21 protein-coding genes are annotated in these 19099 nt (G+C 42.9%); 11 read left to right on the forward strand and 10 right to left on the reverse strand.

The window, feature by feature from the left end; translation table 11 throughout:
* From LEP1GSC058_RS12930 to LEP1GSC058_RS12970, 9 genes are all read right to left on the reverse strand, one after another.
* A complete protein-coding gene (locus tag LEP1GSC058_RS12930; RefSeq protein ID WP_016549886.1) occupies positions 1 to 681 on the reverse strand; it encodes a YfaP family protein in 681 nt (226 codons plus the stop codon).
* The gene (locus LEP1GSC058_RS12935) at positions 662 to 5269 is read right to left on the reverse strand and encodes an alpha-2-macroglobulin family protein (RefSeq protein ID WP_016550393.1); all 4608 of its coding nucleotides are present in this window, start codon (positions 5267 to 5269) and stop codon (positions 662 to 664) included. Before LEP1GSC058_RS12935 ends, LEP1GSC058_RS12930 begins: the two co-directional genes overlap by 20 nt.
* A 10-nt stretch (positions 5270 to 5279) precedes the next feature.
* Positions 5280 to 6233: a DUF1175 family protein gene (locus tag LEP1GSC058_RS12940; RefSeq protein WP_051133797.1), complete on the reverse strand. Its 954-nt coding sequence runs from the start codon at positions 6231 to 6233 to the stop codon at positions 5280 to 5282.
* Positions 6234 to 6307: 74 nt separating this feature from the next.
* The gene (locus tag LEP1GSC058_RS12945) at positions 6308 to 6715 is read right to left on the reverse strand and encodes a DUF3293 domain-containing protein (protein ID WP_016550211.1); all 408 of its coding nucleotides are present in this window, start codon (positions 6713 to 6715) and stop codon (positions 6308 to 6310) included.
* A gap of 2 nt (positions 6716 to 6717) precedes the next feature.
* Positions 6718 to 7209 carry a hypothetical protein gene (locus tag LEP1GSC058_RS12950; RefSeq protein WP_016550269.1) on the reverse strand — a complete coding sequence of 164 codons (492 nt, stop codon included), beginning with the start codon at positions 7207 to 7209 and terminating at the stop codon, positions 6718 to 6720.
* 5 nt (positions 7210 to 7214) lie between these two features.
* The gene (locus LEP1GSC058_RS12955; RefSeq protein WP_016551059.1) at positions 7215 to 7514 is read right to left on the reverse strand and encodes an LIC13255 family lipoprotein; all 300 of its coding nucleotides are present in this window, start codon (positions 7512 to 7514) and stop codon (positions 7215 to 7217) included.
* A gap of 5 nt (positions 7515 to 7519) precedes the next feature.
* Entirely contained in the window at positions 7520 to 8098 is a 579-nt protein-coding gene (locus LEP1GSC058_RS12960) for an NDR1/HIN1-like protein (protein ID WP_016550041.1), read from the reverse strand.
* Entirely contained in the window at positions 8086 to 9102 is a 1017-nt protein-coding gene (locus tag LEP1GSC058_RS12965; RefSeq protein ID WP_039948634.1) for a zinc-binding dehydrogenase, read from the reverse strand. Before LEP1GSC058_RS12965 ends, LEP1GSC058_RS12960 begins: the two co-directional genes overlap by 13 nt.
* Before the next feature lie 27 nt (positions 9103 to 9129).
* Positions 9130 to 9450, reverse strand: a complete 321-nt coding sequence (locus LEP1GSC058_RS12970) for a (2Fe-2S) ferredoxin domain-containing protein (protein WP_016549808.1) — start codon at positions 9448 to 9450, stop codon at positions 9130 to 9132.
* Positions 9451 to 9643: 193 nt separating this feature from the next.
* Here LEP1GSC058_RS12970 and LEP1GSC058_RS12975 point away from each other — a divergent pair, with 193 nt between their 5' ends.
* Both LEP1GSC058_RS12975 and LEP1GSC058_RS12980 read left to right on the forward strand, forming a co-directional pair.
* Positions 9644 to 10114 (forward strand): LIC13259/LIC11441 family protein, encoded by a 471-nt coding sequence (locus LEP1GSC058_RS12975; RefSeq protein WP_016550558.1) that lies wholly within the window; start codon positions 9644 to 9646, stop codon positions 10112 to 10114.
* A 90-nt stretch (positions 10115 to 10204) separates the two neighbouring features.
* Complete coding sequence (locus LEP1GSC058_RS12980) at positions 10205 to 11176, forward strand: hypothetical protein (RefSeq protein WP_039948635.1); 972 nt, start codon at positions 10205 to 10207, stop codon at positions 11174 to 11176.
* Here the strand turns inward: LEP1GSC058_RS12980 and purF are convergent.
* Positions 11173 to 12639, reverse strand: coding sequence for an amidophosphoribosyltransferase (gene purF, locus LEP1GSC058_RS12985; protein ID WP_016550336.1), 1467 nt, complete (start codon positions 12637 to 12639; stop codon positions 11173 to 11175). The two genes, LEP1GSC058_RS12980 and purF, sit on opposite strands and share 4 nt — an antisense overlap.
* Before the next feature lie 40 nt (positions 12640 to 12679).
* Here purF and LEP1GSC058_RS12990 point away from each other — a divergent pair, with 40 nt between their 5' ends.
* The 9 genes from LEP1GSC058_RS12990 to LEP1GSC058_RS13030 all read left to right on the forward strand — a co-directional run bounded on the left by LEP1GSC058_RS12990 (position 12680) and on the right by LEP1GSC058_RS13030 (position 19046).
* On the forward strand, positions 12680 to 13849 hold the full coding sequence (locus LEP1GSC058_RS12990; protein ID WP_016550360.1) for a ribonuclease D: 1170 nt from the start codon (positions 12680 to 12682) through the stop codon (positions 13847 to 13849).
* Positions 13845 to 14483 carry an NUDIX hydrolase gene (locus LEP1GSC058_RS12995; RefSeq protein WP_039948636.1) on the forward strand — a complete coding sequence of 213 codons (639 nt, stop codon included), beginning with the start codon at positions 13845 to 13847 and terminating at the stop codon, positions 14481 to 14483. The genes LEP1GSC058_RS12990 and LEP1GSC058_RS12995 overlap by 5 nt, the downstream gene beginning before the upstream one ends.
* A gap of 238 nt (positions 14484 to 14721) precedes the next feature.
* A complete protein-coding gene (locus LEP1GSC058_RS13000) occupies positions 14722 to 14901 on the forward strand; it encodes an LIMLP_16695 family PerRB-regulated protein (RefSeq protein WP_016550305.1) in 180 nt (59 codons plus the stop codon).
* Positions 14898 to 15293: a hypothetical protein gene (locus LEP1GSC058_RS13005; RefSeq protein ID WP_016549935.1), complete on the forward strand. Its 396-nt coding sequence runs from the start codon at positions 14898 to 14900 to the stop codon at positions 15291 to 15293. The genes LEP1GSC058_RS13000 and LEP1GSC058_RS13005 overlap by 4 nt, the downstream gene beginning before the upstream one ends.
* Positions 15294 to 15342: 49 nt before the next feature.
* Entirely contained in the window at positions 15343 to 15933 is a 591-nt protein-coding gene (locus LEP1GSC058_RS13010; RefSeq protein WP_016550488.1) for an RNA polymerase sigma factor, read from the forward strand.
* Positions 15914 to 16285, forward strand: coding sequence for a hypothetical protein (locus tag LEP1GSC058_RS13015; RefSeq protein WP_016550922.1), 372 nt, complete (start codon positions 15914 to 15916; stop codon positions 16283 to 16285). The genes LEP1GSC058_RS13010 and LEP1GSC058_RS13015 overlap by 20 nt, the downstream gene beginning before the upstream one ends.
* Positions 16282 to 16686, forward strand: a complete 405-nt coding sequence (locus LEP1GSC058_RS13020; protein ID WP_016550132.1) for a hypothetical protein — start codon at positions 16282 to 16284, stop codon at positions 16684 to 16686. The genes LEP1GSC058_RS13015 and LEP1GSC058_RS13020 overlap by 4 nt, the downstream gene beginning before the upstream one ends.
* 274 nt (positions 16687 to 16960) lie before the next feature.
* Complete coding sequence (locus LEP1GSC058_RS13025) at positions 16961 to 17665, forward strand: response regulator (protein WP_039935809.1); 705 nt, start codon at positions 16961 to 16963, stop codon at positions 17663 to 17665.
* Positions 17655 to 19046 carry a HAMP domain-containing sensor histidine kinase gene (locus LEP1GSC058_RS13030; protein ID WP_039948374.1) on the forward strand — a complete coding sequence of 464 codons (1392 nt, stop codon included), beginning with the start codon at positions 17655 to 17657 and terminating at the stop codon, positions 19044 to 19046. The genes LEP1GSC058_RS13025 and LEP1GSC058_RS13030 overlap by 11 nt, the downstream gene beginning before the upstream one ends.
* The last annotated feature ends 53 nt before the right edge of the window (positions 19047 to 19099 follow it).

The following is a 19099-nucleotide window of genomic DNA, read 5'->3' on the forward strand; positions in this document are numbered from 1 at the left end:
TTACGGCTCCGGCTCGATCTCAAAGTTCGTCAGATGGTACACCTGTTGGGACCGAGTCATGACGAACTGATATTGCATTCTCTTTTCATTAGGCTTTCCTTCATAGAGAACTACATAGACGTTGACTCTCGTGACAGGTTTATCATAAGCGCTGTAATACTGAACTTGAACCGAGTAATTTCCCGGTAGCGCCTTGGACATAGTGAAAGTTTCGGGACCAAAACCATCCACGACGTCCACATCTAAATTACCGCCGGATTTTGTGGAAGGATGGGAAAAAAAACACTTCTCCCCGGTAGGATCGATCACCCACAAATCCACATCGGTTTGAGTGTCCCAAGTTAAAACAACTTTGATATCTCGCGAAGGTACTTTGGCAAAGAAGGATACCTTATCCGAAGCTTTACCGACTTTTACTTCGATTAAATTATTTCCCGGAGCAACAACGGCGTTTAATGAAAATCGTCCACCGGTTAAACGAATTGTTTGGGGAATTCCGTTCAAAACTAACGTTCCTCTATCCGCGGAAGTTCCGGCGACCGACCCCGAAATTTTTTGGATCCGTTCGGTCGTGAAACCTCCATTCGGAGATTCTATACTTACCGATTCCGCGGATAGGAAATGGACTCCGACAAAGAGAAGAATGGGAACGGCAATTATATTAGCGAACTGTAATTTCATCGTCGGAAGTCGCTCCCATTACTTCAGGATAATACATTAAAGAGGCGCGAGCGGGAATGGTCTTGTATTTTCCTTCAACTTCGGCTCGAAGAAAATATCGAACCGTGAATTCTCGTTTAGGACCGGCTACAAAAAAGACCGCCCTGTCGTCGTAAATTTGTCTGCCTTGGTATTCGACTTTTCTATCGCCGGACAAATATTCGGCGTCCCTTTGCAAAAACGAAAATCCCGGTAGCAGGACGTCCTCCACCAAAAAATAAGAATCAGCGTTTCCTTCCTTTTCCACCTTTAGCTCTACTAAAACTAAATCGCCGGGCTGAAAATTTCTCGTGTCGGAAACTGCGATCCCTTTCCCTCCCGAATCCGGCGTAACTTTAAGATAGTTTCTCTTTACTTTGATCCCGTTCGAATAAGACGAGATCTTTTTGGATCGATCGGTAAAATACAGGGAGGCGGTAGCGTAGAGAACCGGCCCGTCTTTCTTCTTAATTTCGATTCTGTTTTCCCCGGAACGAACGAGCTCCGGAGCGATCGGAATTCGAAAAGCCTCTGTTGCATCGGCCTTTGCAGACACACTGAAAGTTTTCAAAGAAGCCCCGTTCATAATAATTTCCAGCGTTGCTGGAGATTCGGAATCGCGAACGGAAGCCATAAATTCCGAAAGGGCCAAAACGGCTGCAGACGTATCTCTAGAATTATTCCAAGCCAAATCGATTCGATTAGACAAGAGGGAAGAAGCCAAGTTGGCTGTCGATTCGGAAGATTCGCCCAGTAAAAGTCCAACTCTTAAAAGAGTCGCAATTGTCTCGATTCTGTCCGATTCCCAATTAGGCTCGCGTCCATAGGAAGTAAATTTAACGAAAGGCTTCTTCGCAAATCCGCTTTCTTCTATGGCTTTCTTATACCAATTAGATGCCTCCGCCTTTCTACCTTTATTAACTAGGGTTAAGGCAAGATTCGCTTTTCCATAAGCGTTAAGTTGAGCGGCGGATTTTAATAGTCCGTCCACAATGGAATCTTCCAAATTGCCCGTTTCGCTAAGGGATGCGATAACATAGGCTTTTACATTCGGATTCAAAGAACCGCTATCCAGAGCAGCATAAAGGAAATTTTTGGCCCTATAAAGAATGCTCGTTTGAATTTTAGTTCCATTCTTTTGACTAATCGCTAAGCCGCGATAAACGTACGCGGACATTCGAATATCGCTTTCTTCCATTCCTTCAAACCAGCCGAATCCACCGTCGGTTCTCTGGAGTTCCCCCACTCTCTTCAAGCCGGCTTCCAGCATTTTAGGTAATTCTCGTCGTAATCGTTCATTGATAAACCCTGCTTTTTGAACGGATAGTAGGGGGTAAAAACGGCTCATCGTTTGTTCTACGCATCCGTAAGGATAGTCGGCCAAGTATTCCAAGGACTGTCGCAACGCAGGTAAGACAGCGGGACTTACGCGAACTTCTAATCTTGGATCCGCCAGCTCTTTCGGAGCCTCTACCTTCAACGAACCTGTGCCGTCTCCTTCGGACATTCCAAGAGAGTCCGATACTGTTCTCCGTAGGCCCCATGTTTTTAGTTGAATTTCGGATCGAAGGGAATCCGAATACCCGCCCCCTACAGCTGTCAGAATGATTTTTGCGGATTTTATTTTAGGATCTTGTAATGCTTGTAACTGAAATTGGACAGATCGATTTTGCCTCGGTTCAAGAGTAATATCGGTTTCCGAGGATCCGATGATTTTTGCTCCCTCGGTTTTAACCGAAACCTTAATCGGAAGTTTCTTGCCGGATTGATTCGAGACAGTCGCGGAAACTTTTTGAGTTTCTCCTTTTAAAATATAGCGCGGCATACCGCTCAAGAGCATTAGATCTTTTCTGGTAACAAAGCCGGTTTGACCTCTACCGACTTTTGTATCGGGGGTGACTGCAATCGCAGTAATTCGCCATGAAGTTAAGTTATCCGGAAGAACAAACGTTACGATCGCGGTACCATCGGATGCGGTTCGGACTTTGGCGTTCCAAAAACCTGTATCTTTAAATTTATCCCTTACCTGCTCTTCGTTCTTAATGGAGGAATATCCTGATTCTCCTTTCTTTCCAAGCGCCAACTTCAGCCTCTTGTTCTCCGAGTATCCGAAAAATTTATAGGACGAAGCTAGGGAAGTTTGAACGTTATTTCTTCTCGGATGATAGAAGAACGTCCCGATATTCGGCGTTTTTTCCTCTTTAATCTGATAAATCGCTTCGTCTACCACTGCAATAGAAAGCTCAGCAGGAACTCCTCTTCCACCTAGGGCGGTCGTTTTTATTCGGATTTCAGCCTTATCCCCGGGACGATAAACCTTGCTTCCGGTGGAAAGTTCGACTTTTAGAAATTTTTCCTCGGGAGGCGCGGCAACCCGAACTTGACTTTTATAAACATCGTTTCCGGAAAACTGAACGGCAGACAACGTAAAGTTCGGGCTCATATCGGATGTTATTTTCACCGAATACTTTAAGGCGTTTCCTTTCATTCGGATCACGTCTTTTTTGAAAATCCGATTGCCCTCGACAGTTAAAACTATGTGGCCGTTCGAGATCGGCGTCAGCACCAGAATTTCTGCCGTTTCGCCCGTTGAATAAAGATCCTTTCCCGGTTTTAGGGTAATATCTTTAAACGGAATTTCTATCGAATCGGAAACGGAAGAAGCCCAAAAGAAAGTTTCCGATTTTGTAATATTTCCGTCGATATCGGTGCTTTCTGCGGCAACGATGTATTGTCCTCTTTGGGGGATTACAAACGTCGTTTCCGCAATTCCCAATTGGGACGTCGTTACGGATCGCTTGGAAATTTTCGTACGACCACCCTCGGCCGAGAAACGAATCTCCCGATTGTAAAGAGTAAGTTCTATTTTCTTACCGCCTACGACCGATTTTTTATTTTCATCCGCAAGCGATCTATCAAAGGGAATCAAACTAACAAGTAGCTTGGCCTCCTTACCCGGTTCATAAACGGAGTTGTCTTTACCGATGCGTAGAAAAAATGCGCTTCGATTAACGGAAAAAGACGTCGCTCCATCTAAAGTCATATCCTCGGATTGAACGGAAGCTATAATCGAATATGTAAAATCGTTATCGATTTTACCGGGTTTAAATGTTATTTGATAACCGCCTTGAGAATCTAACTTTCCTTTTCCATTCAAGACCAGTTCTTGACGATCGCTTTGCCCGGCTTGCTCTAAGTAATCTGCAGATGCGTCAAAATTCAATTTTCCTACCGGCGAGTAATCGAACTTAGGACGACGAAATACGCGATACGAAACGTCTTTTCCCGTTAACGCCTGCCCGTAATAATACCGAGCCTTAACGTTTGCGACGATTTCTTCCTTTTGAAGATAATTGGATTTTGGAACGGCTACCGTAACAAGGAATGTCGGTTTTTTATACGCCTCTACGGAAAATTCCGTTTGGAATGATTTTTCTTTAAATCGTAAGATTAACGAATAATTGCCTAGGAATACATTCTCCGATTCGGGAAGCTGAAATTCTCCGGAAAACGTTCCCGAATCCGCGGAAATTGAAACCGGTATAGCTGGAACGGGTACGTCGCCTTGCCCCGATCTAACTGAAACAGTCCCGGTCCCCGATAACGTCCGGTATTGATCGGAAGTAAAATTTCGTAAAATGCCTTTGAAAGAAACCTTATCGCCGGGTCGATATACGGGTCTATCGGTGTACAAGAACGCCCTGGCCCCTCCTTCTCCATAAAATGAACTAGAATAAAATTCCGGATCCGAAACGGCAAACTCTCCGTTCCTGTAAGCAAGAACGAGACTCTTAACTGGACTTTTGCCTTTATAAAAATAAATCCCATCTGAATCGGTTTTCGCAGTTTGATAAGGAGTTCCTGTTTCCAAACTGAAAAGAGTCAGATCCGCATTGGGTATGGGCTCACCCGTGTCCTTACGTCCAACGAATAATAAGGTTTCCGAATCCGATTGCTTAACCAAAAAATTGATTCCGGATTTTATGAGAATCGTGTAGGCAAGATTGGAACCTGATACTCCTTCCACAAGATAGACACCGTTGTCTCGAACAGGTACAGGAATTCTTCTGTAAGCCCAAGATGAGGGAACAGTCGGCACGGAGAATGAGGAAATCAATTCCTGGTCGCTTAAGATCGCGGGAACTGCTATCGGTTTTTGTTCATATGCAGCTTCGTAATCTACTCCGAATACTTTCTTCAGTTCCGAACGTGTATTCGAATTAAATTCGCGTCTCGCCACGCTTCTAAATTCGTTCTGAAATTTTCGGAGAGTCCGGGAAAATAACGCGAGAGGATTTCCGAACGCATTCTCGTTATCTTCCTGGACCAATCGTTCCTTAACTTTCTTCGTCAGGAATGTCTTCGGGTCCGCAATCTTATACACTCGAAATTCATAACTAATGCGCCCGTTTCCTTCCAGATTTACGTATGCATTTTCGCCTGCGCCGAAACTTCGATCCGTTCCCAGATAAAACGTCGGATTTCCGAATATCGGAGCGCGCAGGGTAATATAAGTCGCTACCGACGCAATAATTACAAACGCGGGAAAAAAATATTTAAACCCTTTCATTCTACTCACCTTATTCTAAAATGCGGAATCGATATACGCCTAAAAATGACCGATTCTTTGATCCGGGAAAAAACGTATCACTTTTATTTAATTCAAGCGCTCTAATTAATTTAATTCCCCGATCCGATCCGGTATGATAAAGGAGAAGCGGATTTTCCCGATCTCCGTCGATCAAAATCATTGAATGAAAATTCGTACGGATTCCGTTATCGTGCCGAAAGAATAAAATGTCGGCAGGTAATCCTTGAGAAATCTCTCTTGAGACGAAACTTGTATGAAATTTCTCTAGGCTCTCGGCATCTGAGAAAGCGCTAAACTTCCCATTCCCGGTTCTGAATATCTTTGATCCGACGACTGGAATGTCAGGATAATGAAATTCACGAATGTCGGGTAAATTTTTATCCAGCTGGATTCCAACCTTCTGCTGCCAATTCAAATCGTGTTCTTTTAAAGTTTCTTTATAAGCGAACCGGATGAGACCGCTGCAATCTCGCTCCGCGCTATTCCAGTACGGATTTTCCTTTAGGTATTGGGACAGTGCAATCCTTGTAAACCAATCTCGAAAGGCTTGCCGATCGGTTTCCGATTTCAGTTCTGCCGAATCCGGAAATCCATCGTCATCCCAGTCTCCTTCTAAACTGAAGAGCTCGATATCGACCGATTTTCCCAAAGTTGTGCGAATTTGAAATTTTGCTGGAACAGGTCCGGAACGAATCCGAAGAATCTCCCCTGAATTTGTCACTTCTCGCGAAGAAATCGTAGCCGGCCAGTCTGCTTGTGTACTTATGTCGAAGGAATCTCTAGTTCCAAATAACGGATTCAAAATTCTAAGCACTGCTATCGTTTTTCCGTCCGAAGGAATTCTTGCAACCATCGGATCTACTTTAGAATCCCATAAGAAATTACAGCTTGATAAGCTAAGAATAAATGGAACGAGAATTAGCTGAGATCTTGCAAAATACATCTCGGATGAATCTTTTTATACGATCGAGGAATCGTGGGGAAGAAATTTTTTTCCCATTTTACGGAAATCTTTTCTTACCTGAAACGGGAGGTGAATAAAAGACGAGAGTTTTGTCCCACACTCCCGACGAGAACAGCGTTTTGTTCGTAGCTTTCCGCTAGTTTGAGGGCAGCGTCGGAAGACAGATCTAAGACTAAAAAACTTTCCTCGACCCAATCGCCAAGTCTACCCTCTCCATCTAACAAAATAAAATCTCCCAATTCGTTTTTAAGCGATTGATTCCGGCTCCGATTTTCCTCTCGGGAAAAAATTCGGCTTTCCGGATTCCAGGCAGTTAGAAAAGCCCAAGACGAAGCACCTTTTTTAGTAAGTAGCAAATCTAAATCGAGATTAATTTGATTCACGGCTATCACGACAGGGAAGTCATAAAGAATATACTCGGTTTCTGCGTAGGCCTTTAGCAGAAATTCCTTATCCACCACCGTTAGTATCCTAATGCTTTACGGATCTTCTCGGGAATGTCTTCGAACTTAGGGTACTTATGTTTTTTACCGTCCGGAAAGACTACATAGTACGTTCCATTCAAGACTTCCATATAATAATTTCCCTGCTTCTTTTGACCAAGCGCCGACTTGTCCATTTCTTTAACCATGGCTTGGTATCTGAGGGGAAGGGCAGCCCAAGAACCGTAAACCTGAATCTCGCCGGCATGATTTACGGTATAAAGACCGTTCTCGTGCATAATCTTAATTCCGTTATAATCGAAAACTTCGAGCACATTTACTTTCGGTTCTTTTTTCTTAGGCTTTGGATCCGAATCCGGACCGTTGTAACCATCGGGTTCGATATTGTATTGAACGAGCGATTTGTTCGAAGGCTTTCGTCCTCGAGTCAATAATATGTAAAGGTAGAAGATTCCGGAGAGAAAAATTGCTCCGAAAATTAGGAATTCAAAATGGCGAGAAAACCAGCCCATCGCGTCTATTTAAGTCGATATTCGATCGCCTTACAAGTAAAAGGTACGGGATCTCCGGCTTGAATCCAAAAACTACACTCCTCGGCCGCCACCGAAAGAATGCAATTGTCTACGTCCTTCTTTCTCGATCGTCCCGGAACAAGATGAGTTATTCCTCGAGCGGAACCGCATTCCGCATCCTTTGCACCGTAAGCGAAAAGCAATTTTGAAGCGGATTCTTCAAAGGAATAAAAATCGTCGTCAGGTTTGGCGCATGCGACGATTATAAAACATATTAAAAATAGAGGGAAAAGTTTCTGACTCAAGCGGACTAACTCTTATTTTTGGGCTGTAATTTTACTTTTTCATCCACAGGTAAATCCACTTCCCCAAAAATAGATTTGTATTTTACGGTTCCTTTAATTCTCATATTCGGATCTTTTCCGGAAAGAATATCACGGGCCAAAACTGCGGCAATCAAGAGAAGGTTTTGATTCATTCTTTTTTCAAACCGCGTTTCGATGCTCAGGCCTATATTTTTCTTCGAAAATGGAGCAACGACGGTCTCGTCATTGGATACGACCCGAGCAAGCTCGGTTTCCTCTCCATTTTGTCCTAGCGCGGTCACCGATAAATCAAAGCGATACAAAGTAACTGCCGAGTCATTCGGGTTTTCGATCTCCAAATCCGCCAGTAAGGAAATCTTTGGAACCGGAGGAAACGATATGAATTCCACCTTTTCCGCCTTAATATCAACTACCTGAAATTTACAGGATTCTAACTTTTTAACGTTCTGCCTAAGCTCCAGACAAGAAAGTCCCAGCAAGGATAGGCAAAGTACCGCGCCGATAATCTTAAAAGATATCGGGGCGACGTACTTTAATAAATTCTTTCTTATTAAGGATTCCATCCGTTTTGGATTAGCACCTTTCCTCGCGTCATGTTTTGAGCATACTCTTCGATCGCTTTATCCGCATCCTTTAAAGGAATTCTGGCCGCGATATCGGTTTGAAATTCTTTTCCTAACAAAGACCGGACTTCCGAAGTAATTTTCCAGAGTCTCCAAAGGCTCTGGGCAGGCAACCAAGAAGATAGCCAGAATCCTTCAATTTTCTTATCTTGAAATATTCCCAATCCGGCATGAAATGAAATTGGCTCTTCCGAAAGGGCTCCATAAACAACACACTTACTTCCGTAAGGCATTGCCGCTAATATCTTTCCGGTCAATTCCCCGGCAACCGCATCCAGCAAAATTGTGGCCCCCAATTTCCCGGACAGGACTCTAAGCTCCCGCTCAAATGAGGATGAGGAAGAATCAAGAATATGTTCCGCGCCGAGTGATTTCAAAAGCTCCATCTGCTCTTTTCTGCGAACGATATGTATCCCTTGAATTCCTTTCTTAATGGAAAGCCTGAGAACCATTCTTCCTAACGCCGATGCGGCAGCGGTTTGAACGAAGGCTTTATTTTTTTCGCGAACAATTTGTTCCGTAAGAGCGAGCGCAGTAATGGGATTCACAAATAGGCAGGCGCCTTGCTCTAGGGTTGTATCCTTATTCAACGGAATACAAGAGAAGCCGTCGGTAATCATATATTCGGCGTACGTTCCGTCACCTTTACCTGGAGCCGTACATGCGACCGCTTTGCCGACTAAGGAGTTCGCTCTCCAACCCCCGCCGCTAGCGACGACGATCCCGCTGCCTTCAAAACCGGGAACGACCGGAAGTTTCTTTTTAATGCCGTACAGACCGCGCATGAACATCAAATCGGAAGGATTGATGGACCCTGAATGAATCTTGATCAATACATCGCCTTTCTTTAAAAGCTTTACTTCCTTTTCCACGACTTTTGCCCTGCCGGGCTGATCCGTATACTCTTGCAACTCGTAGGCTAAGTACGTTTTCGGTACTTCCAATTTTTTAGACATATTTCTTTCCTTTATTTAATTTTCTTCCGTTAAAAGAAGGTCGGCGATAGAGTCCAAATTCTCGCTCACTATATAATTCCTGATGAATGCTTCCGCATCCGCTTCGGTCTTTATCGAAAACCATAACCCTTCCGGATAACTTACCTGAACCGGACCGAGTTCGCAACGATCCAAGCATCCCGCTCTTTGAATTCGGATTCGATCCTTTAAACCCAATTCTTTTAGTCTTTTTTTCATGTGGGCGATTAATAACGCCGAGCCTGCCCGACCGCAAGAAGGACGTTCACCTTCCTCCCTTACATTGTCACAAACGAAGACGTGTTTTTTATAATACATGTTTCAAAATCGAAAAAAGTTCCCATTTAATTGGAACATCCGATTCTCCCTACTTTCCAATATATCTTAGGGAATGAATCCTTTTTTTCCCTTCCCTTTTTGTTCGGAATTCCAACCAATTAAAGGAATAAAGATTTGTTTTCTGTACTCACGGGCAAAAAACCGAATCGTAGCTCATATTCCGAGGTCATTTATGAAATTCAGTTTTGTTCCGGTATTTTGTCTTATTGTTTTAACCGCTACATGCGGGAAGAAGGAAGTAAAACCGATCTTGGAGTCGGAAAAACCTCTATTTGAAGCGCTTATAGAGCAAAACGAGACCATAGTCGAAGGCCTTCTAAAATCGGAAAACCAAGCCCCCGACATTAAGGAATTAGAAAAAGCCCTCGATATTTTGATTAAAGCAAACGGCGGCCTGGCCGAGTCCGCGATAGAGATGAAAAAAGCGTTAACCGACCATAAGACTTCCGACGTGGAGGGCGCTTTCCTCGCCTATTCCGCCTTTAGCGAGATACTTGCGACTACCATGAAAGCTAGAGGTCTTGATTACGGAAGGAATCGCTTTTATTGCCCAATGGTAAAAAAGACTTGGGTCGCTTCCGGTAAAAAGATTCGAAATCCATATGCCCCGGAAATGAGGGATTGCGGAGATTTAATACCATAAGAACCGATGCCTTCAAATGGATATATATCACATTTTAATAACATAAATATTGAAATCGCAATTCGTCGGATAGTTTAGATTCCAATGATCATGAATACCACAGAAACAACGGCAAGTTCCTGCGAAGTCGGTATTCCCATATCAAAGCCCTGTCCGGCTAATTGTAGAACGAATCTTCGAAAGAATATCTCCGGCATTCATTCCAAAGTAAGATGTACGGCCTACGAAAAGCTAGAACAGTTTCTCGAAGGAAAAAACTCCCTTACTGTGGGAGCTTCGGCTTTCCATCAGGCTCCGTCTGAAATACTGGAAAGATTCTCTTCGGAATCGGAAATCGGATTCGAATTAGTAGGATATTTTCTGCTGATCTCCTCTCCTGAACAGGTGCAAGCCACCGTTCTCGAAATGAGCAATCCATTACTTTACAGAATCGTAAAGGAAGAATTTAAATTATTTTTAGATTTCAAGAAAGAAAGAAGAGTGGCTAAGGCTATCGTAAACTTTCTAGATTCGAAAATGGTTCAGTATTGGAAAAGCTTACCGCCAGACCGAATATCGGACTTCATTGTTTATTGTGTTAGGGAGAGAAACGATTCTCAATTTGCCGCTCAATTTCTACACCTTTTGTCGGCCGACTTTTTGCTGGATTTAAAGAAAAAGACCGGATTAACGGAACTTGAAGAAAGAAAACTCTTTGCAGGTCTAGAAGAAGGAATTTATGAATTTCCGATTCATGTTCCTGAGATCTATCCGCTTCTATTGCAAATGTTTACGGACGATCCTGAGATTTCTTTGATACTATCGACAATGGAAGCTCTAGTGGATCGAAAGAAGGTATTGATAAACGCCGGTAATTCGATCCTTAAGCTTCTCGAGGATAAAGAAAACAAAAATGCGCACCAAGCGGTTTTAGATTATCTGCATTCTTTGGATAAGGACGCCGCCCTAGAAATCCTTTCCATGCTGCAAGAAAACGGACATCTTAGTTCTTCCGAAAAGGATCTTTTAAGCGCGTATATTAGAGGAGATGGAGATTTTCGGCGAGATTTTTCCCGTCGTTAAACTCTCTCTTCCACTTCGTATTCTCTAAAAAGACTTTTCTGATTTCCCATATCGCTTTGAAAATCCACCGGATATTCCGCAGTAAAGCAGGCGTTGCAAAACCCGCCGCCTTTATGATCTGACACAGCTTTGTGCATCGACTCAACGGAAAGATAAGCTATGGAATCGACTCTCAAATACTTTCGAATTTCCTCGATCGTGTGCGTGGCTGCGATTAATTCTTTATGGGTCGGAATATCGATCCCATAATAGCAGGGAGAAATCGTAGGTGGAGCGGAGACTCTTAAATGTATTTCAGTGGCTCCCGCATTGCGCAGCATTTTGATTATCTTACGGCTCGTCGTGCCTCGCATAATGGAATCATCCACAATTACGACCCGCTTTCCGTCCACAACGTTCTTAACCACGTTATATTTGATCTTGGCGCCAAAATCCCGGATTTTCTGGTCAGGTTCGATAAATGTTCTACCAACGTAATGTGAGCGAATCAAGCCGGATTGAAAAGGAATTCCGGAAGCTTCCGCATACCCTAAAGCGGCAATATTGGCGGAATCAGGAACAGGGATTACGACATCAGCTTCTACCGGAAGTTCTTGGGCGAGCTGGTTCCCTAAAGCTTTCCGAACTTTGTATACGGATTCGCCGAAAATATTGGAATCAGGACGAGCGAAGTAGATATATTCGAAGATACAGAGAGCCGGCTTTGCCTGTGGAAACGGATAAAAAGATCGCGCTCCCGTTCTATCGACTACGATCATCTCTCCGGGTTCAACGTCTCTTTCATACGTGGTATCCGTGATATCAAAGGCGCAAGTTTCGGACGCAAACACATACGATCCGTCGTCTCGCCTTCCCATGACTAAAGGTCTGAAGCCGTTCGGATCTCTCACAGCGATAAGTTGAGTCTTAGTAAGTACGACTAAAGAGTAAGCTCCGCGAACTTTCTTGAGTGCGGAGGAAAGAGCGGATAGAAGATCCGTTTCACCAGACCTTGCCATCAAATGCACGATGACTTCCGAATCGATAGTCGTCTGAAAAATCGATCCGTCTTTTTCAAGTTGGGATCTGACCTCCCAGGAATTGACTAGATTTCCGTTATGAGCAAGCGAGATGGGTCCGAGATGCGATTCGACGCGAAGCGGTTGAGCATTTCTAAGAAAACTAGCGCCCGTAGTTGAATAGCGATTATGACCGATTGCGGAATAACCCACAAGTTCTCGGATTTTACCTTCGGTAAAAATATTCGCGACTAAACCCATTCCTGCATAACGGTAAAGATGTTCGCCGTCGGAGGAAACGATTCCGCTGGATTCTTGGCCTCTATGCTGCATAGAATAAAGACCGAGGTAAGTGAAGTTTGCTGCTTCTGAGGAATTAAAAATCCCGAAAATAGCGCATTCTTCTTTTGGTTTGTCATCTCGGACTAGGGTCCGTAGATTGGACTTATTGGGAATCGAGCTCATGGTCCCCCTTCCGACGCTAGTCTCCCAGGTCGCGGTTTAGATGCAAATACAATCCGATTATATCGTAGTCGATAATATCCGAAGTCTTCAATTGGCTTTAATCACTTTAGCCCAGTCGGATTGTATTTCGATAGATACAGAATCCTCGGGCTATTATACTTACTATTCAAAAGTTTGTTTAATTCAAATTTCATCTAAAGGAAAGAACTATATCTTTGATCCTATCCGTCTTGCCGACGTATCCGGGTTAGGACCTTTATTCGAAAATCCCGCAATTTTAAAGATATTTCATTCTGCATCCGACGATATCAAGGCACTTAAGCGAGATTTCTCGTTCAAGTTCATAAATATCGCGGATACGATGTTTAGCTCTCGTTTATTAGACTTAGAGCAAAACTCTTTGCTCTATTTAGTGGAGCATTATCACAAAGTAAAATTATCCAAAAAAGAGCAAAAATCAAATTGGGAAAAACGTCCTTTAGATAAAAGCCAACTTCAATACGCGGCCTTAGACACGGTTTATCTAGAATCGATTTGGGAAAAGATGCGGGAAGAACTCGCAAAACGGAAATTGTTAGAGGAAGCGGTGTCCGAATTTCAAAAACTCGCGGAAGAAGAGCCGGAGCCCTTCGAAGGCTTTTCCATTACGCTCGAAAAATTTCCGAATGTTTTGGACTTGAGCTCGGATGAACGTCGCGCCCTATATGATACCATGGTATTCAGAGATGAAAAAGCGAAACGCGCAAACAAAGCGCCTTTCCGCGTCTGGAATAACGATAAGGTATTGGAATTGGTAAAATTCCGCCGAGATTTGAATAAATTAATCGAGTTCGTGGGAAAGAAAGACGCAGATCATTTACTTCAAATCTACAATACTCCGAGCGGACCACCGATTCAAAAAAACGATCTATTTAAGCGAGCCACAGAGGATCTCACAGGCGAAGACGCCGATCGTTTTAAGCGACTTCGACAATGGAGAGAAACGATTATGTCGATTCGACGGATGGGCCACAATTTAATGCCGTCTAATAAGAATATCGCTGAAATCGCAAAAAGAAACCCGAAGGGAATCGAAGAACTCAGGGAATTGGGAATTTTTTCGGAATGGAAAGTTCAAAATTACGGACCTTCCATATTGAACGCACTTCAATCCAAACCGTACGAAACAACATTGACGAATTTAGTGCCGATTAAAAAGAAATTTGATTAAACTCGATCTTGAAGAACTAAAACGACGCCTCACTCTCGAACCGGAGGGGAAAGAAAATCTTCCGGAGAATATAGCGCCCTCTTCCGTAATAATGCCGATCTTTCAAACCGCGGAAGGAGACGGATTTTTACTCCAAAAAAGAAATCCCAATTTAATCGCCCATCCCGGGCAGATTGCCTTTCCAGGCGGAGTAAAAGACCCGGAAGATAAAAATCTATTGGAGACTGCGCTCCGTGAATGGCAGGAAGAAATGGGAGTTCCTTCGGATCATCTGGAAGTGATCGGAAATTACAAGGGGATGTTCACGAACACAGGATATCATATCACTCCATTCCTTTCTCTCTATAAAGGTGATTTCAAGTTTTCCTTTAATCCGGAGGAAGTGGAACAAATCATTCGATTGGAATTAGACAGACTATACCAAGCGCCTTTTTACAGTATTAAAGTAAAACGGAACCCGGAAGGACCCTTATTGGAAATATACTATTTTGATTTGAAAGAAGGCCTTTTATGGGGCGCTACTGCTCGGATTCTTGTGGATTTTCTAAGAGAGCACGCCGACTTTCAGCGCGAGCCGATCATACGTAAACCGAATTTGCTCTCGGCTCCGTTTCTGGATCCTGGAAAAGATTGATATTTGATAATAGGAATCGAATCGACCGGTTTCTTTTTTTTTCGATAAAGACCATTTTTTCTTCTAAGCAATTCGTCTGTAAAAAATGTAGTTCGAAGATTGTTTTTGGTATTTAGACTTCGCCTAAATAGGACGATATCTAATACGACATAACTAAAACCGGGGAATTCGAAAGATTCTCTAAATGCGAAAGAATATAAAAGTCGGTCATACTATTCTATGATTAGGAGAATCTAAAGTGAGCAAATTTAAGTATTTATTCGATCCCACCATTCGTGCCAGTTACCTAAAAGAAAGTTGGAAAGAGGAAGATTGGTACGCGTCTCTCGCGGATCGTCCCGGAATCGAAAAAAAGATTCCATTCTTTCGTAAGGAAGAAATTTCCAATCTTCATCAGGAACCAGTTTTTAGCAGATGACACCCGAAGAAAAGGAAACGCTTTTTAGAAGTTTGGAGCAAATTCTCCTCACATTACAAAGCGGCCATCAATCCGGCGGAGAATACAAAATCGTCCTCTACTCAATCCCGATCGTCGGGATTATCTTCGGTTGCATTCTGCTTTTCTTTTTATTCTTCTGGTGGTATCGTCAAAGAATGGCGATCATCAAAGCCGGACTCTATAAAAAAGAGCCTTTCGATCTCCGACTATATTCTTTTTTCCTCGGTTTAGTTTTAACCTTCGTCGGAATTGCCCTATCGATTTCATTTTTACTCGTATTGGGAAAATCTCTCGCTATGCTTGGCGGACTTGTTCCGCTCGGAACCGGCCTTGGACTGCTATGCTATTATAAATGGTCGCCGAAAGCTTGAAAACCCCAGGCCGAACTCTCCCCCGCAGCTGAGGTGAGTAAACTTTTTCATGAAACAAGAGGAGCCTATTCTTTGCGATCCGGCGGACTGGGCTTGCATACAAAAAGTCTTGGCCGGCGATTACGATTCGTTCGAAGAGCTCGTTTTACGCTATGAATCCCTCGTTTATTCCCAAGCACGGAAAGCGTTTCGAAACGAGTCCGAAGCCGAAGATTTTACGCAAGACGTCTTTCTAAAAGCGTTTGAAGGGTTATCCACTTTTAAAGGGCGCGCTAAATTCTCCACCTGGATTTTTTCCATCGCACGTAATGAGATCATACGTCGATACCGTAAGGACCACCCTGAAGTGGATACACCGCTTTTTGAGGAAGTTTCCACCGAACTGAGCTCCGAAAAATCCTCCTCACAGGAATCGCATCTACTGGAAAAAGAGACTAAGGAAAAAATCAGATCCTTGGTCGAGAAACTTCCGGAATTATACCGTAAACCGATATCGCTGCATTACTTCGAGAATATGTCCTATAAAGACATTTCAGAAAATTTGAACTTGAAAATGAATACTTTAAAGAGTTATATTTTTCGAGGGAAGGAAATACTCCGTGAATGGTTGAAAAAGGAAAATGAAACCGGAAAAGATTAATATTCCTCCAGATCTCAAAGAGAGACTGGATTTATTCGTAGATCCTCCGACTTTAAACTCCGATCAAGCTTCGGTTCCGCCGGAACTTAAAAAAAGAGTGATGTTGCATTTAATTCATTTAAAACACATACGAATAATTCTGATAACTACTCTCCTCCTGGCTTTTTCACCGTTAACCGTACTCCTTTTTATGGACTGGAATTTCTTATTTGAAACGGGGATTCTTCATGGAATTTTGGCAACTAGCGGATTGCTCTTCCTCCTTTTCGCAATCTTAATCGGGATTTATCTTGTCCAAAACAGGAGCCCTTATACTAAGGAATGGAAAAATAAGTTAGGATTCGATGAATGAAAAATGTTCTTACCGTCGCGGCAGCCATAGTTTTAATTTTACAGTTTCTCCCGATTAACGCAGAAGAACAAAAGAGTCCTCTAACTGCGAAAGAATTCTTATCGAAAGATTTGGATTCCGTTTTCCCGTTAATCAAGGATTTAAAAAAGAAGGAAGCCGACGTCCTTATTTCCCAAATTCGAGAAGAAGCTCGTAAGAATTGGTCTCAGGCGGATCAGTTCTATTTTCTGGTTAGTCACCTTTCTACCATCAGCGCCATCGAAGAGGAGCAATCCAGACTCAAAGGATTGATATGGGTGTATATTCTTGGTTTAGCCCTATTCGGAGGATTCGTAGGTTACGTGCTTTATCGCCAAAGAAAGTTAGTTCAGGAACTGAATGAACTTCTAAAAAACCGTTAATTTCGGCTTTCAAAACCCGATTTACCGATTACTATTAATTTTACGTTCCAACCATCCGAATTCGATTTGAAATCGGTTTCCGATTTGTTTACTGGTTGTCATAAGAGTGTGTGTCATAATATTCTTTTTCCGAGGATCGTAACCGTAGCGTAAACTTTTTGTAACCATTTTCAGACATTGTGGAAATATGGAACCGATCCAAGTACAAGGACCCTCTTCCCGTGATCAGGGTAACGTTCCCCAAAAGCGCAGGAAAAAGAGCTTCAGCGAATTTATGAAAAATGCTTCAGGCAGCCCCAGCCAAAAAATCCTCGTAGTAGATGACGAAGAGGATATTGCCGACCTTATCAAATTCCACTTAGAAGAAAACGGCTATCAAGTCGATACATGTCAGAATGGACTCGAGGTCCTACCAAGAATCGAAAAGAACCTACCGGATTTAGTCGTTTTGGATTTAATGCTTCCGGGAATCGGCGGAATGGATCTCTGCAAACGTATTAAAGAAAAATACGCACTGCCAATCATCATGGTTACGGCTAAATCAGGAGAAACTGACGCAGTCTTGGGCTTAGAGCTAGGCGCGGACGATTATGTTCGTAAACCTTTTTCGACTCGAGAATTGGTGGCGCGAGTTCGCTCGGTTTTACGCCGTTCCGGAGAAGGGGAAGAAGAACAGGAATTTGAAGGAAACATCAGCGTCGGTAAAATCTTCTTAAATCCTAAGGCCCATAAAGTATTTATCGACGGAACCGAAATAGATCTAACTTTAATAGAATATAAAATTCTTTATCTATTTATGACTAATACCGGCGTAGCATTCACCAGAGATAAACTACTGGATAAAGTTTGGGGAAAGGATATTTATGTTACGGATCGCGCAGTCGACGTAAATATCAAGCGCCTAAGAGACAAACTCGGTGACGAGAAGGAGAGATTGGAAACTATCCGCGGGATCGGTTACAGATTCAATGAGGCGTAGCTTATTTTCGAAACTTCTCTTAAGTAACTGGCTTCTACTCATTATCCTAATGTCGGTCGCGGGAATCGTCCTCTTCTTAGAGGATATTATTCATCCCGATCTTAAAATTCTCCTATTTTCCTTTTACATTCTGCTCGCTATGTTTGGAACGTTCTACGTTTCCTACTCGATAGCCCGAAGCGTCACTCAAACGCTCAATCAAATCGAAAAAAAAACGGGCGAAATTAATGCGGGTGATTTCGGTTCCGAGCTCAGTCTTCCTGATATTCGAGAATTGGCCGATCTTGCGGTTTCCATCAATCGAATGTCAGGACGTCTCAAGCACCAATTCGTAGATTTGACGATCGAAAAGGAAAAGTTCGATTCGGTTCTTCAGAATTTGAAAGAGGGAGTTTTCTCCGTCGATCTAGAGGGATCCATTCTGTTTCAAAATAAAAGTATCCCGAATTCTTTAATCGAACCGAATTCCGCTTCACGCAAAATTGCAGATGCGATCAAGGACGAACGACTGTTGGATTTTATCCAACGGAATCTTTCCGGTAAAGGAGAACCTAAAACGGAATTGGATTTAAGTCAGAATTTTTATGCGATTAAAATGTATCCGTTACGCACTAACGGGAATGTTTTGATGTTTATTGTGGTTATCAGAAATATTACCGAGGAAAAACAATCGCATATTATTCGGGAACAATTCGTTCAAAATGCTTCTCACGAACTGAAGACGCCGATCACTTCCATCAAAGGATATACCGAGACACTCTTAGGTCGTTTAAAATTACAAGAAGACAGCCATGAAAAAAAGTTTCTGGATGCGATCTCTAGAAACACGGATAGAATGGTTCGTATCGTGGAAGACATGCTTACGATCACACGAATCGAAAATCAGACTGCGATTGCGAGAGGAGAAGAATTTACGCTTAAATCTTTGGTGGATAATCTATCGTTTACTGTCGACGGAGTCGTTTCCCCAAAGGAACAAAAATTCGTGGTGGAGATGAACGAACCCATAACTGTTTCGGCGGATTGGATTCTTTTGGAGCATATGCTTTTAAATTTAATCTCCAATGCGTCTTCCTATTCGCCCGATGGAAAAACGATCACCCTCAAAGTAGCTAAATTGGGCTCCGACTTGGTTAATTTCCAAGTTAAGGACCAAGGGATCGGAATAAAGGACGAAGATAAGGAGCGCATATTCGAACGCTTTTTCCGTGTCGATAAAAACAGATCTCGCAAGGAAGGCGGAACCGGATTGGGTCTCTCGATCGTAAAACATATTGTCCGATTGCATCACGGAACGGTGAAGGTCTTTGACAATCCTGAAGGCGGGACCATCTTTTCGGTGACTATTCCTATCATTTATTCGGACCGAATAGATTCTTAAGCTTCGAAAACCGACCTATTTCCCGTATTCCGCTTTTCTAAAAATCACCCGGA

Source organism: Leptospira fainei serovar Hurstbridge str. BUT 6 (assembly GCF_000306235.2).
GTDB lineage: Bacteria > Spirochaetota > Leptospiria > Leptospirales > Leptospiraceae > Leptospira_B > Leptospira_B fainei.